A 13,443-nucleotide genomic window follows, 5' to 3' on the forward strand; every position below is an offset into this window, starting at 1 on the left:
AGGTGGCAAGATACTGGCCATATTCCGAAATGATATGAAAAAGAATGAATAAATTCTTTTTGGGTTTATCAGGAAATCTTTACTCTGCACGGACCAAATCACTGCGATTAGACCTTGGTCGTAGACACACAAGGTTACGATTGACTTGTCAGTCACGGTCTGGCGCTAATCGCGCATCTTAGGACCCGGGGCATCAGACCCAGGGCCAGGAACACAAGAATTAGAAACGAGAGGAGCTTTACATGAACAAGTCCACCTTGGCCCTGGCTGTGGCCGTAGGGGTTATGGCGCAGCAGGCAGGCGCCGCCGGTTTCATCGAAGACAGCAAAGCTACTTTGGGGCTGCGTAACTTCTACATCAACACCGATAACCGTGACGGCGCTGGCGCCAACAAGAACGAAGAGTGGGGCCAAGGTTTCGATCTGCGTTTCATCTCCGGTTACACCCAAGGCACCGTTGGTTTCGGTATCGATGCCATCGGCCTGCTGGGCGTACGTCTGGATTCGGGCGGCGGTACTAACGGCAACAGCGGTACCGCTTACGGCGGCACTGTGTTCCCGAGCGAGTCCAACGGCAAAGCGGTGGACAACTTCTCCAGCCTGGGCCTGACTGCCAAAGCCAAGATCTCCCAGACTGAACTGAAGCTGGGTACTCTGCAGCCGAAGAATCCGGTCATCGTGACCAACGACGGTCGTCTGCTGCCACAAACCTGGCAGGGTGGCCAGATCACTTCCGGCGAAATCAAGGACCTGACCCTGGTCGGTGGTCAGATCGAAGCCGTGAAAGGTCGTAACTCCAGCAACAACGAAAACCTGTCGATCGGTGGCGCCAACACCCGTGGTACTGCGTTCCGTGACAGCAACAAGTTCATCTACGCCGGTGGTGACTACAAGATCACCAAAGACCTGACTGCCCAGTACTACTACGGCAACCTGGAAGACTTCTACAAGCAGCACTTCCTGGGTCTGGTTCACAACTGGGCAATCGGCCCGGGCGTATTGAAGTCCGACTTCCGTTACTTCAACAGCTCCGACGACGGCAAGAACGGCACTGATTCGGCTTACTACAGCAGCGGCAACTACACCGGTTTCCGTAACGGTCGTGGTGAAGTTGATAACAACCTGTACAGCGGCCTGTTCCTGTACACCGTTGAAGGTCACACCTTCGGTGGCGGCTACCAGGTTTCCAATGGCAGCAGCGACTTCCCTTGGCTGAACCAGGGCGACGGCTCGTCGAACTACACCATCACCGACATGCAGATCCAGAAGTTCGGTCGTGCCGGCGAGAAAACCTGGCAGGCTCGCTACTCGTATGACTTCGCTAAAGTTGGTGTACCTGGCCTGACCGCTGGTGTGGTTTACCTGAAAGGCGATTCGATCGACACCGTGGGTGCCAATGGTCGCGAAAGCGCGTCGAACCGTTCCGAGTGGGAACGCGATTTCACCATCGGCTACGTAGTGCCGGAAGGCCCGTTCAAAAACGTCGGCCTGATGTGGAAAAACGCTGTATGGCGCACCGACCTGCCGAACACCCGTTCGCAGGACGAAAACCGCCTGATCGTCAGCTACTCGATCCCGCTGCTGTAATAGCGAGTTCCTGCACCTGATGTAAAAAAAGCCCCGTCCGGCATCGCGCCGGACGGGGCTTTTGCGTTTTCGAGTCAGGCCCACCCCCGTAAGCCCTCCCCGAATTTCCCTCTTTACAGCAACTCAAGGCCTTCTCGAACCTTGCGACCGATGTTCGTCGGGATGCCTGTCAGCGTCCAGTGAACAGATGTTTAATATTCTCTAATGATCTAGATATCTATTTATTTATTCTTTTTAACGATTGCAAATCCCGGGCTACAGTTGAGGTCTCGAACAACTCATCAGGAGCAGCACCATGAGCCTCAGACTCGGCGACATCGCCCCCGATTTCGAACAGGATTCCAGCGCCGGCAAGATTCGTTTCCACGAATGGCTGGGCGATAGCTGGGGCGTGCTGTTCTCCCACCCGGCGGACTTCACCCCCGTGTGCACCACCGAGCTGGGCTTCACCGCCAAGCTCAAGGATGAGTTCAGCAAGCGCGGCGTCAAGGCCATCGCGCTGTCGGTCGATCCGGTGGACTCGCACCACAAGTGGATCGAAGACATCAACGAGACCCAGAACACTGTCGTCAACTTCCCGATCCTGGCTGATGCCGATCGCAAGGTCTCCGATCTCTATGATCTGATCCACCCGAATGCCAACGACACGCTGACCGTGCGTTCGCTGTTCGTGATCGACCCGAACAAGAAGATTCGTCTGACCATCACTTACCCGGCGAGCACCGGGCGCAACTTCCACGAGATTCTGCGGGTGATCGATTCGCTGCAGCTCACCGACAACTACAAGGTGGCCACCCCGGCCAACTGGCAGGACGGTGAAGAGGTGGTGATCGTGCCTTCGCTCAAGGATGAAGATGAGATCAAAAAGCGCTTTCCGAAGGGCTATCGCGCGGTGAAACCGTACCTGCGCCTGACGCCACAGCCGAATAAGTGAGATTTGCGGTGTAGCCACCACCGCTTTCGTCGGAACGCCGCCCGGAGCAGGCTCGCTCCCACAGGTGATCGCATTCCAAATGTGGGAGCGAGCCTGCTCGCGAAGGCGTTAGTCCAGTTACCACGGAACTACTAAGCAGGGGATTTCAGGCCGTTTCGACGGCCTTTTTTTTCGCCTGAAACAAAGCGAATCTCATATCTCCAAAAAGCATAACCAAATGAATAAATATGATTTATGGATATATAAATCAGCTGGTAAGGTCACTCCCATCGAAGCGAGATCGCAACCCGCGAATCGCCTGTAACGCTTAAGGAATCGTCTCAATGCTGGTCGTCTCACTCGGTGGCAGTCCCAGCCTGCGCTCCCGTTCCGGGGTGCTGCTGGAACGCTCGCAACGCTGGTTGCAGGCGCAAGGGGTGGAAGTGGTGAGTTATCAGGTGCGGGACTTCCCGGCCGAGGATTTGCTCCACGCCCGCTTCGACAGCCCGAAGGTGCTCGACCTGCTGCAACAGATTGAAAACGCCGACGGTCTGCTGATCGCCACACCGGTTTACAAAGCGTCGTTTTCCGGCGCCCTGAAGACCCTGCTGGATCTGCTGCCCGAGCGCGCCCTGAACCACAAGATTGTCTTGCCGATGGCCACGGGCGGCAGCATTGCCCACATGCTGGTGGTCGACTACGCCCTCAAGCCTGTTTTGTCGGCGCTGAAAGCCCAGGAAATGCTCCAGGGGATTTTCGCCGAGGACAGCCAGATCGCTTACGGCGAAGGCAGTGCTGCGGCGCAACTGGCTCCAGCGCTGGAGCAGCGACTGCACGAAGCGCTGGATCAGTTTGTCGGCGCCATGGCCCGTCGGCCGAAACCGCTGGAACCGGGTCTGTTGAACGAACGTTTGTTGAGTGCTCGCTGGAGCATTTAAGCCTCATCGAAATTTGAAGTACTCGCCTTACTCGCCCGCTAACGGGCAAGCAGGTGCAGCCAAAACCCAACAGCAAAAAGGAGAGCGCTATGCGCACTGTATTTTTGCGTCGTGGTCTGGTCGCTCTGTTTGCTGCGGCTGTCACCTTCGGCGCCATCACTCAAGCTCAAGCCGAGACATTGCGGATCGGTTATCAGAAGTACGGCACGCTGGTGCTGCTCAAAGCCAAGGGCACTCTGGAAAAACGTCTGGCCGCCCAAGGCGTCGACGTGCAATGGACTGAATTTCCCGGTGGCCCGCAACTGCTCGAAGGCCTGAACGTCGGCTCGATCGACTTCGGTGTCACTGGCGAAACTCCACCGGTGTTCGCTCAGGCGGCCGGCGCCGATCTGCTTTACGTCGCTTATGAACCGCCAGCGCCGAACAGCGAAGCGATCCTTGTGCCGAAAGACTCGCCGATCAAATCGGTGGCCGATCTCAAGGGCAAGAAAGTCGCCCTGAACAAAGGCTCCAACGTTCACTACCTGCTGGTGCGTGCACTGGAAGACGCCGGTCTGAAATACAGCGACATCCAGACCGTATTCCTGCCGCCGGCCGATGCTCGCGCTGCGTTCGAACGTGGCAGCGTCGACGCCTGGGTCATCTGGGATCCGTACCAGGCTGCCGCCGAGAAACAACTGCAAGCGCACACCCTGCGCGACGGCAAAGGCATTGTCGACAACCACCAGTTCTATCTCGCGACCAAGCCTTACGCACAGAAAAATCCCGAGGTGATCAAGACCCTCGTGGAAGAAGTGCGCGCGGTCGGCGAGTGGTCGAAAGCCAATCCTGAAGACGTGACCCAACAAGTCGCGCCACTGCTCGGTCTGCCGGCGGATATCACCCTGACTTCGGTGCAACGCCAGGGCTACGGCGCGCTGTTCCTGACCCCGGAAGTGGTCGCCGCGCAGCAGAAAATCGCTGACACGTTCTTCCAGCTCAAGCTGATTCCCAAGCCGCTGAGCATCAAGGATGTGATCTGGACACCACCGGCCGCTGTGGCTAAAGCGCAGTAATTCGAATCCCCAAGGAGACCACTCCATGAGCCTCAATATCTTCTGGTTCCTGCCTACCCACGGCGACGGCCATTACCTTGGCACCGCCGAAGGCGCTCGCGCCGTCGACCACGGTTATCTGCAACAGGTTGCGCAAGCGGCTGATCGTCTGGGTTTCGGCGGTGTGCTGATTCCCACCGGCCGCTCCTGCGAAGACTCGTGGCTGGTGGCGGCGTCGCTGATCCCGGTGACCCAGCGTCTGAAGTTTCTCGTTGCCCTGCGCCCCGGGATCATTTCCCCGACGGTCGCGGCGCGGCAGGCAGCCACCCTTGATCGCCTGTCCGGCGGCCGTGCGCTGTTCAATCTGGTGACTGGCGGTGACCCGGAAGAATTGGCTGGCGACGGTCTGTTTCTCAGCCACGAAGAACGCTATCAAGCCTCGGTGGAATTCACCCGCATCTGGCGTCGTGTGCTCGAAGGCGAAACCGTCGATTACGACGGTCAGCACATCAGCGTGAAGGGTGCGAAGTTGCTCTATCCGCCGATCCAGCAACCGCGTCCGCCGCTGTACTTCGGCGGCTCCTCGGAAGCGGCGCAGGACCTGGCTGCTGAACAAGTGGAAATGGTCCTGACCTGGGGTGAGCCGCCAACAGCAGTGGCCGAGAAGATTGCCCAAGTCCGAGCCAAAGCCGCCAAGCTCGGCCGCACCGTACGCTTCGGTATTCGTCTGCATGTGATCGTCCGTGAAACCAACGCTGAAGCGTGGCAAGCGGCAGATCGGCTGATCTCGCACCTGGACGACGACACCATCGCTCGCGCTCAGGCTTCGCTTGCGCGTTTCGATTCGGTTGGCCAGCAACGCATGGCCGCGCTGCACGGCGGCAGCCGCGACAACCTCGAAGTCAGCCCGAACCTCTGGGCCGGCGTTGGCCTCGTGCGCGGTGGTGCCGGTACGGCGCTGGTCGGCGATGGCCCGACCGTGGCCGCACGTGTGAAGGAATACGCGGATCTGGGCATCGACACCTTCATCTTCTCCGGTTATCCACACCTCGAAGAGTCTTATCGCGTCGCTGAACTGCTCTTCCCGCACCTCGACATCGAGCGTCCGGAACTGCCGAAAAGCGCCGGTTATGTCAGCCCGTTCGGCGAGATGGTCGCCAACGACATTCTTCCCAAAGCCGCGTCGCAGAGCTGAGGCGCGCCATGAAGAAAATCATCCACAGCCTCGCGCCCTGGGCGTTGCCGGTGTTGTTGCTGGCGGTGTGGCAGCTGTCGGTGTCGGCCGGTTGGTTGTCGACACGGATTTTGCCGGCACCGGTGGCGGTGATCGAAGCCGGCGTGAGCCTGGTGCGCAGCGGTGAAATCTGGACGCATCTGGCGATCAGCGGCTGGCGTGCGGCCCTCGGTTTCACCATCGGTGGCAGCATCGGTCTGGTCTTGGGTTTCATCACCGGCCTGTCGAAGTGGGGCGAACGCCTGCTCGACAGCTCGGTGCAGATGATCCGCAACGTGCCGCACCTGGCGCTGATTCCGCTGGTGATCCTCTGGTTCGGCATCGACGAGTCGGCGAAGATCTTTCTGGTGGCGTTGGGCACGTTGTTCCCGATCTACCTCAACACTTATCACGGCATCCGCAACGTCGATCCGGCGCTGGTGGAGATGGCGCGCAGCTATGGCTTGAGCGGTTTCAGCCTGTTCTGGCAGGTGATCCTGCCGGGCGCGCTACCTTCGATTCTGGTCGGTGTGCGTTTCGCCCTGGGCTTTATGTGGCTGACGTTGATTGTGGCGGAAACCATCTCGGCCAGCTCCGGCATCGGCTACCTGGCGATGAACGCCCGCGAGTTTTTGCAGACCGACGTGGTGGTGCTGGCGATCCTGCTTTACGCGGTGCTGGGCAAACTCGCCGACCTCGCGGCCCGAGGACTTGAGCGTGTGTGGTTGCGCTGGCACCCGGCTTATCAGGTTGCCAAAGGAGGTGCGGCATGACTGCTCAACAACCTCCACGCCTGCTGCGCGGGATTCCGCTGGCGGTGCGCAACCTGCAGAAAACCTTCGGCGCGCGGCAGGTGCTGCGTGACATCGATCTGCACATTCCGGCGGGGCAATTCGTCGCCGTGGTCGGGCGCAGTGGCTGCGGCAAAAGTACCTTGCTGCGCTTGCTCGCCGGCCTCGATAAACCGACTGGCGGCGACTTGCTCGCCGGTTCTGCGCCACTCAGCGATGCGCGGGAAGACACCCGATTGATGTTCCAGGAAGCACGCCTGCTGCCGTGGAAAAAGATCATCGACAACGTTGGCCTCGGCCTTAAGGGCAACTGGCGCCCGCAAGCGCTGGATGCACTGGAAGCGGTGGGTCTGGCGGATCGTGCCAATGAGTGGCCGGCGGCGCTGTCTGGCGGACAGAAGCAGCGCGTTGCGCTGGCGCGGGCGCTGATCCATCAACCGCGCCTGCTGTTGCTCGACGAACCGCTCGGCGCGCTGGATGCGCTGACCCGAATTGAAATGCAGCAACTGATCGAACGTCTCTGGCAGCAACACGGCTTCACCGTGCTGCTGGTGACCCACGATGTCAGTGAAGCGGTGGCGATTGCCGACCGGGTGATTCTGATCGAGGACGGCGAAGTCGGCCTCGATCTGCATGTCGAACTGCCGCGGCCGCGAGTGCGTGGTTCGCACAGACTCGCAGCGCTGGAAACCGAAGTGCTTAACCGTGTTCTCTCCCTGCCCGGCGAACCGCCAGAGCCGGAACCTGTTTCACCACTGCCTACGCAACTGCGTTGGGCTCAATAACTCAAGCAAACGACAGGAATCATTGCCATGACTATCAAAGCCATCAACGTCCGTAACCAGTTCAAAGGCTCGATCAAGGAAATCGTCCTCGGTGACGTGCTGTCGGAAATCGACGTGCAGACCGCTTCCGGCATCGTCACTTCGGTGATCACCACCCGCTCGGTCAAAGAGCTGGAACTGGTGGTCGGCAGCGAAGTGATCGCCTTTGTGAAATCCACCGAGGTGTCGATCGCCAAGTTGTAAGCCGGTGAGTAAAAAACAACCCCGGAGGGCGTGAGCCCTTCGGGGTTTTTTGTGCCTGGCTTGAAATCGGCGGCGCGGCCTTCGCGAGCAGGCTCGCTCCCACAGGGGATCGCATTCCAAATGTGGGAGCGAGCCTGCTCGCGAAGAGGCCAGTCAGACCACTAGAGATCTTTTGGGCAGATAAGGTGGCAGATACAGCCCGATATAGGCATCAAACACGCGCATCCCTTCCTCGGCCATGCGCGGGGTGATCTGCCCATGCTGCTGCACCGAGCGCGCATACACCCGGTCGCCCAACTCCATCGCCAAGGCAAACACATCGACATCTGCCGGCAACCTCGGCAATTCGAAGTGATGATCGAACAGCTTGTGCATCAGATCGCCCAGTTCTATGTCGTGCTGACGATCTGCCTGAGTCACTTCGGTCAGACCATGTTGCGCGAGGATCAACTGCCGTGCGGCGGCGTCTTCGTCGTAGATCTCCAGCATGCGCTGTTCGACCAGTCGCGACAGATCACGCCAGTCACGCAGCGTGTCATGATCGATCGGCGCTTGCAGGCAGGCGCGGAACGCCGCGTGTACATCCGCCGTCAGTGCCTCAAGCAGCGCTGGCACGCTGGCGAAGAAGTGGTACACGGAGGAGGGCGGAATCTGCGCGCGCTCGGCGACGCTGTAGATCGACAGACTCGCCACACCCTCGGCCGCCAGCAATGTGCGCGCGGCGTCGAGTATCGAATCGATGCGCGCCTGGCTGCGGGCACGGGGTTTGCGGACGGGGGCGGGTCGCGTCATGGAAGTCTCCTGCGGGGCAGCGGGCATTGTACGAGCCGGCTCTTGTGTTGTCTTGTCGACCGCCTTCGGGAGCAAGCCCCCTCCCACAGAGATCTCCAGTGAGAAGAAAATTTGTGTGCATAGGAGATCCCCTGTGGGAGCGAGCTTGCTCGCGATCCGCCGCAGGCGGCCATAAAAAAACGCCGTTGGCTGCGAGAGCCGACGGCGTTCTGTTTGGTGCTACAACCGCTTAAACGGTATGCAGATACCAGTTGTACTCAAGGTCAGAGATGGAGTGTTCAAACTCCTCCAGCTCGCTTTCCTTGCAGGCGACGAAGATATCGATGTACTTCGGATCGATGTACTTGGCCATCACCTCGCTGTCGTCCAGCTCACGCAGGGCATCGCGCAAGTTGTTCGGCAGGCTTTGCTCGTTCTGCTCGTAGCTGTTGCCTTCGACTGGCGCGCCCGGCTCGATCTTGTTGGTCAGACCGTGGTGCACGCCGGCCAGTACCGAAGCCATCAGCAGGTACGGGTTGGCGTCGGCACCGGCGACGCGGTGTTCGATACGCACGGCATCGGACGAGCCGGTCGGTACGCGAATCGCCACGGTGCGGTTGTCCAGACCCCAGCACGGCGAGTTCGGTACATAGAACTGCGCGCCGAAACGACGGTAGGAGTTGACGTTCGGGCAGAGGAAAGCCATCTGCGCGGGCAGGGTCTCGAGCACACCGCCGATCGCGTGACGCAGCGCGGCGTTCTGCTCGGGATCCTCGCTGGCAAAAATGTTTTTGCCTTCTTTATCCAGAATCGAAATGTGTACGTGCAGACCATTGCCTGCCTGGCCCGGATACGGTTTGGCCATGAAGGTGGTGTCCATTTCATGGTCGTAGGCGATGTTCTTGATCAGACGCTTGAGCAGTACCGCGTAGTCGCACGCCTTGATCGGGTCGGCGACGTGGTGCAGGTTCACTTCGAACTGCGCCGGGGCGCTTTCCTTGACGATGGCGTCGGCGGGGATGCCTTGCTCTTTGGCACCTTCCAGAATGTCCTGGAGGCAGTCGACGTATTCGTCGAGGTCGTCGATCAGGTAAACCTGTGTCGAGTGCGGGCGTTTGCCGGAGATCGGCGAGCGTGGCGGCTGAGGGCGGCCGTTCACGTTTTCCTGGTCGATCAGGTAAAACTCGAGTTCGAATGCGGCGCAGATGGTCAGGCCCAGCTCGTCAAACTTTGCAACAACTTGACGGAGCACTTCGCGCGGATCGGCGAAGAACGGGTCACCTTCGAGTTCGTGCATGGTCATCAACAGTTGCGCGGTCGGGCGCTTCTGCCATGGCTCGTTGCACAGGGTATCGGGGATTGGATAGCAGATACGATCGGCGTCGCCGATGTCCAGGCCCAGGCCGGTGCTTTCCACCGTGGAACCGTTGATATCCAGAGCAAATAGAGAGGCCGGCAGGTTGATGCCTTTCTCGTAAACCTTGTGGAGGCTGGTGCGTTCAATGCGCTTGCCGCGCACCACACCATTCATATCCGCAATCAGAAGGTCAACGTACAGAACCTCAGGATGTTCCTTAAGGAACGCGTTCGCTTCGTTAAGCTGAACGGCACGCGGGGGTACCGACATGATGCAACACCTTTGTTGTTAAAAATATCAATCATTGATCTTTTCTGGTTTCAGTCAACCCGAACGGCCTGCCGAAGTCAAGCGAGGCCTTTTTTGCCCTAAAAAAGCGCTGCGAGGGCATTTATGGGGCACTTTCGGGCGATTTTTGGCCCTTGGGACACTGCGCACCCGCAGGCTTGAGCAGGCCGTGTTGTATTTTTTACGGGGGTGTTGTGTAAAAAAATGAACAAGGCTAAGCTCCGATCAAACCCATAACAGCAATAATACCGGGGTGCTTCATGTCTCGCCTGCCGTTAATCGGCATCACCGATTGCTCGCAACAGTCCGGTCTGCATGCTCATCACATCAGTGGCGACAAATCCGTCGATAGCGCAGCCAGTATGGCTCGCCAGTTGCCGACGATGTTCCCGTCCATGGCCGTTCAAGCGTCAGCGTCCGATATTCTGGACGTACGGGAAAGCATCCTGTTTATGGCGTCCCCTTCCAATATAGATCGCTTTCACCCTCAAAGCCTGTGCCGCTTGCCCAGCCGTGCTCATGATTCTGCACGCCTGGACTGTGCACAGGAAATGCAACGCCAGCGTAAAGGGCAGGTAAGCTCCTCTTTCATTGTCTATGCGCGGTGCCAGGCATAAGCCGGCACTGCGCGAGCAAGCCCCCTTTAACGCGACGCCCATAGCGTCAAACTTTGCCTGACATCATGTCAGGAGACTCAGCCCAGAGGCATTTATGAGTAACAACCTCGACCAGCTCACCGATTGGTTGAAAGACCACAAGATCACAGAAGTCGAATGCATGATCGCCGACTTGACCGGTATCACCCGGGGCAAGATTTCGCCGACCAACAAGTTCATTGCCGAAAAAGGCATGCGTCTGCCGGAAAGCGTGCTGTTGCAGACCGTGACCGGCGACTACGTCGAAGACGACATCTATTACGAACTGCTCGACCCAGCCGACATCGACATGATCTGCCGCCCCGACCAGAACGCCGTGTACCTGGTGCCGTGGGCCATCGAGCCCACTGCGCAGGTGATCCACGACACCTACGACAAGCAAGGCAACCCGATCGAGCTGTCGCCGCGCAACGTCCTCAAGAAGGTCCTCAAACTCTATGCCGACAAAGGCTGGCAGCCGATTGTGGCGCCGGAAATGGAGTTCTACCTGACCAAGCGCAGTGACGACCCTGACTATCCGTTGCAGCCGCCAATCGGCCGTTCGGGCCGTCCGGAAATCGGTCGCCAGTCGTTCTCCATCGAAGCGGCGAACGAATTCGACCCGCTGTTCGAAGACGTCTACGACTGGTGCGAACTGCAGGAACTGGACCTCGACACGCTGATCCACGAAGACGGCACGGCGCAGATGGAAATCAACTTCCGTCACGGCGACGCGCTGTCGCTGGCCGACCAGATTCTGGTGTTCAAGCGCACCATGCGCGAAGCCGCACTCAAGCACGACGTGGCTGCGACTTTCATGGCCAAGCCAATGACCGGTGAGCCGGGCAGTGCGATGCACTTGCACCAGAGCATCATCGACATCGAGACCGGCAAGAATGTCTTCTCCAATGAAGACGGAACCATGAGCCAGTTGTTCCTGCACCACATCGGTGGCTTGCAGAAGCTGATTCCGGAATTGCTGCCGCTGTTCGCCCCCAACGTCAACTCGTTCCGCCGCTTCCTGCCGGACACCTCGGCACCGGTGAACGTCGAGTGGGGCGAAGAGAACCGCACCGTGGGCCTGCGGGTACCGGATGCCGGCCCGCAGAACCGCCGTGTGGAAAACCGTCTGCCGGGCGCCGACGCCAACCCGTACCTGGCGATCGCCGCGAGCCTGCTCTGCGGTTACATCGGCATGGTCGAAGGCCTCAACCCGAGCGCACCAGTGGTGGGCCGTGGTTACGAGCGCCGCAACCTGCGCCTGCCGCTGACCATCGAAGACGCGCTGGAGCGTATGGAAAACAGCGCCACCATCGAGAAGTACCTGGGCAAAACCTTCATCACTGGCTACGTCGCGGTAAAACGGGCCGAGCATGAAAACTTCAAGCGCGTGATCAGTTCCTGGGAGCGTGAATACCTGCTCTTCGCCGTCTGATACGCCGGGCGCGGTCCTCAGCGGCCGCGTCTTCACCGATAACAAGGAGAATTGGCATGACCAGCAACAACCCGCAAACCCGCGAGTGGCAAGCACTTAGCAATGATCACCACCTGGCCCCGTTCAGCGACTTCAAGCAGCTGAAAGAGAAGGGCCCGCGGATCATCACCAACGCCAAGGGCGTTTACCTGTGGGACAGCGAAGGCAACAAGATTCTCGACGGCATGGCCGGTCTGTGGTGCGTGGCCATCGGTTATGGTCGCGATGAGCTGGCCGACGCAGCCGCCAAACAGATGCGCGAACTGCCGTACTACAACCTGTTCTTCCAGACCGCGCACCCGCCGGCGCTGGAACTGGCCAAGGCCATTGCCGACGTGGCACCGGAAGGCATGAACCATGTGTTCTTCACCGGTTCCGGCTCCGAAGGCAACGACACCATGCTGCGCATGGTCCGCCACTATTGGGCGATCAAGGGTCAGCCGAACAAAAAAGTCATCATCAGCCGCAAGAACGGTTATCACGGTTCGACCGTGGCCGGCGCGAGCCTCGGTGGCATGACTTATATGCACGAACAAGGCGACTTGCCGATCCCGGGCATCGTCCACATCGCCCAGCCGTACTGGTTCGCCGAGGGTGGCGAGATGTCGCCGGAAGAGTTCGGTATCTGGGCGGCCAATCAGCTGGAAGAGAAGATTCTCGAAGTCGGCGTCGACAACGTCGGTGCCTTTATTGCCGAGCCGATTCAGGGCGCCGGCGGTGTGATCATTCCGCCCGACAGCTACTGGCCGCGCATCAAGGAAATCCTCGCCAAGTACGACATCCTGTTCGTCGCGGACGAAGTGATTTGCGGTTTCGGCCGTACCGGTGAGTGGTTCGGTAGCGATTTCTACGATCTCAAGCCTGACATGATGACCATCGCCAAAGGCCTGACTTCCGGCTACATCCCGATGGGTGGCCTGATCGTCCGTGACTCCGTTGTTGCGGTGCTCAACGAAGGTGGCGATTTCAACCACGGCTTCACTTACTCCGGTCACCCGGTGGCGGCAGCGGTGGGCCTGGAAAACATCCGTATCCTGCGCGATGAGAAAATTATCGAGAACGCGCACAACGAAACGGCACCGTATTTGCAGAAACGTCTGCGGGAACTGAACGATCACCCGTTGGTGGGTGAAGTTCGCGGAGTCGGTCTGTTGGGCGCGATCGAGCTGGTGCAGGACAAGGCCACGCGCAAGCGTTACGAAGGCAAGGGCGTCGGCATGATCTGCCGCCAGTTCTGCTTCGACAACGGCCTGATCATGCGCGCTGTGGGCGACACCATGATCATCGCGCCGCCGCTGGTGATCAGCAAAGCCGAGATCGATGAACTGGTTACAAAGGCACGTAAATGCCTGGACCTGACCCTCAGTGCGTTGCAGGGCTAAGTGCTAGGCTTTGAGCGGGGGAGCTGCGGCGCG

At 59.3% G+C, this 13,443-nt stretch carries 13 protein-coding genes; 11 read left to right on the forward strand and 2 right to left on the reverse strand.

What is annotated here, in order from left to right; all coding sequences use genetic code 11:
* Positions 1–242 precede the first annotated feature (242 nt).
* From ACI514_RS26895 to ACI514_RS26930, 8 genes are all read left to right on the forward strand, one after another.
* Positions 243–1,586 carry an OprD family porin gene (locus ACI514_RS26895; protein WP_160059820.1) on the forward strand — a complete coding sequence of 448 codons (1,344 nt, stop codon included), beginning with the start codon at positions 243–245 and terminating at the stop codon, positions 1,584–1,586.
* A 295-nt stretch (positions 1,587–1,881) separates the two neighbouring features.
* Positions 1,882–2,520 (forward strand): peroxiredoxin, encoded by a 639-nt coding sequence (locus tag ACI514_RS26900; protein ID WP_034151974.1) that lies wholly within the window; start codon positions 1,882–1,884, stop codon positions 2,518–2,520.
* A gap of 323 nt (positions 2,521–2,843) precedes the next feature.
* Complete coding sequence (gene ssuE, locus ACI514_RS26905; RefSeq protein WP_007913832.1) at positions 2,844–3,437, forward strand: NADPH-dependent FMN reductase; 594 nt, start codon at positions 2,844–2,846, stop codon at positions 3,435–3,437.
* 89 nt (positions 3,438–3,526) lie between these two features.
* Positions 3,527–4,492: a sulfonate ABC transporter substrate-binding protein gene (locus ACI514_RS26910; protein WP_160059818.1), complete on the forward strand. Its 966-nt coding sequence runs from the start codon at positions 3,527–3,529 to the stop codon at positions 4,490–4,492.
* Positions 4,493–4,517: 25 nt separating this feature from the next.
* Entirely contained in the window at positions 4,518–5,666 is a 1,149-nt protein-coding gene (ssuD, locus tag ACI514_RS26915) for an FMNH2-dependent alkanesulfonate monooxygenase (RefSeq protein WP_405122685.1), read from the forward strand.
* A gap of 8 nt (positions 5,667–5,674) precedes the next feature.
* On the forward strand, positions 5,675–6,457 hold the full coding sequence (gene ssuC, locus ACI514_RS26920) for an aliphatic sulfonate ABC transporter permease SsuC (protein ID WP_003229260.1): 783 nt from the start codon (positions 5,675–5,677) through the stop codon (positions 6,455–6,457).
* On the forward strand, positions 6,454–7,260 hold the full coding sequence (ssuB, locus tag ACI514_RS26925) for an aliphatic sulfonates ABC transporter ATP-binding protein (protein ID WP_405122686.1): 807 nt from the start codon (positions 6,454–6,456) through the stop codon (positions 7,258–7,260). Before ssuC ends, ssuB begins: the two co-directional genes overlap by 4 nt.
* A 27-nt stretch (positions 7,261–7,287) precedes the next feature.
* Positions 7,288–7,503 carry a molybdopterin-binding protein gene (locus tag ACI514_RS26930; RefSeq protein ID WP_003229256.1) on the forward strand — a complete coding sequence of 72 codons (216 nt, stop codon included), beginning with the start codon at positions 7,288–7,290 and terminating at the stop codon, positions 7,501–7,503.
* Between the two features lie 153 nt (positions 7,504–7,656).
* On the opposite strand, the gene ACI514_RS26935 is transcribed toward ACI514_RS26930, so the two are convergent.
* Positions 7,657–8,295 (reverse strand): TetR/AcrR family transcriptional regulator, encoded by a 639-nt coding sequence (locus tag ACI514_RS26935; protein ID WP_405122687.1) that lies wholly within the window; start codon positions 8,293–8,295, stop codon positions 7,657–7,659.
* A gap of 229 nt (positions 8,296–8,524) precedes the next feature.
* Positions 8,525–9,901, reverse strand: coding sequence for a glutamine synthetase family protein (locus tag ACI514_RS26940; protein ID WP_007913842.1), 1,377 nt, complete (start codon positions 9,899–9,901; stop codon positions 8,525–8,527).
* Between the two features lie 278 nt (positions 9,902–10,179).
* Between ACI514_RS26940 and ACI514_RS26945 the strand changes: the two genes are divergently transcribed.
* From ACI514_RS26945 to ACI514_RS26955, 3 genes are all read left to right on the forward strand, one after another.
* Positions 10,180–10,536 carry a glutamine amidotransferase gene (locus ACI514_RS26945; RefSeq protein WP_405122688.1) on the forward strand — a complete coding sequence of 119 codons (357 nt, stop codon included), beginning with the start codon at positions 10,180–10,182 and terminating at the stop codon, positions 10,534–10,536.
* 94 nt (positions 10,537–10,630) lie between these two features.
* On the forward strand, positions 10,631–11,989 hold the full coding sequence (locus ACI514_RS26950; protein WP_034151968.1) for a glutamine synthetase family protein: 1,359 nt from the start codon (positions 10,631–10,633) through the stop codon (positions 11,987–11,989).
* Positions 11,990–12,045: 56 nt separating this feature from the next.
* On the forward strand, positions 12,046–13,410 hold the full coding sequence (locus ACI514_RS26955; protein WP_077574959.1) for an aspartate aminotransferase family protein: 1,365 nt from the start codon (positions 12,046–12,048) through the stop codon (positions 13,408–13,410).
* Positions 13,411–13,443 lie beyond the last annotated feature (33 nt).

This window comes from Pseudomonas sp. M20 (assembly GCF_045037865.1).
In the GTDB taxonomy this organism is placed as follows: Bacteria; Pseudomonadota; Gammaproteobacteria; order Pseudomonadales; family Pseudomonadaceae; genus Aquipseudomonas.

Coding starts and splice junctions, on each gene's coding strand:
- ACI514_RS26930 (WP_003229256.1), top strand. CDS start 7,288: ATGACTATCAAAGCCATCAACGTCCGTAACCAGTTCAAAGGCTCGATC.
- ACI514_RS26895 (WP_160059820.1), top strand. CDS start 243: ATGAACAAGTCCACCTTGGCCCTGGCTGTGGCCGTAGGGGTTATGGCG.
- ssuD (WP_405122685.1), top strand. CDS start 4,518: ATGAGCCTCAATATCTTCTGGTTCCTGCCTACCCACGGCGACGGCCAT.
- ACI514_RS26945 (WP_405122688.1), top strand. CDS start 10,180: ATGTCTCGCCTGCCGTTAATCGGCATCACCGATTGCTCGCAACAGTCC.
- ssuB (WP_405122686.1), top strand. CDS start 6,454: ATGACTGCTCAACAACCTCCACGCCTGCTGCGCGGGATTCCGCTGGCG.
- ssuE (WP_007913832.1), top strand. CDS start 2,844: ATGCTGGTCGTCTCACTCGGTGGCAGTCCCAGCCTGCGCTCCCGTTCC.
- ACI514_RS26935 (WP_405122687.1), bottom strand. CDS start 8,295: ATGACGCGACCCGCCCCCGTCCGCAAACCCCGTGCCCGCAGCCAGGCG.
- ACI514_RS26900 (WP_034151974.1), top strand. CDS start 1,882: ATGAGCCTCAGACTCGGCGACATCGCCCCCGATTTCGAACAGGATTCC.
- ACI514_RS26910 (WP_160059818.1), top strand. CDS start 3,527: ATGCGCACTGTATTTTTGCGTCGTGGTCTGGTCGCTCTGTTTGCTGCG.
- ACI514_RS26955 (WP_077574959.1), top strand. CDS start 12,046: ATGACCAGCAACAACCCGCAAACCCGCGAGTGGCAAGCACTTAGCAAT.
- ACI514_RS26950 (WP_034151968.1), top strand. CDS start 10,631: ATGAGTAACAACCTCGACCAGCTCACCGATTGGTTGAAAGACCACAAG.
- ACI514_RS26940 (WP_007913842.1), bottom strand. CDS start 9,901: ATGTCGGTACCCCCGCGTGCCGTTCAGCTTAACGAAGCGAACGCGTTC.
- ssuC (WP_003229260.1), top strand. CDS start 5,675: ATGAAGAAAATCATCCACAGCCTCGCGCCCTGGGCGTTGCCGGTGTTG.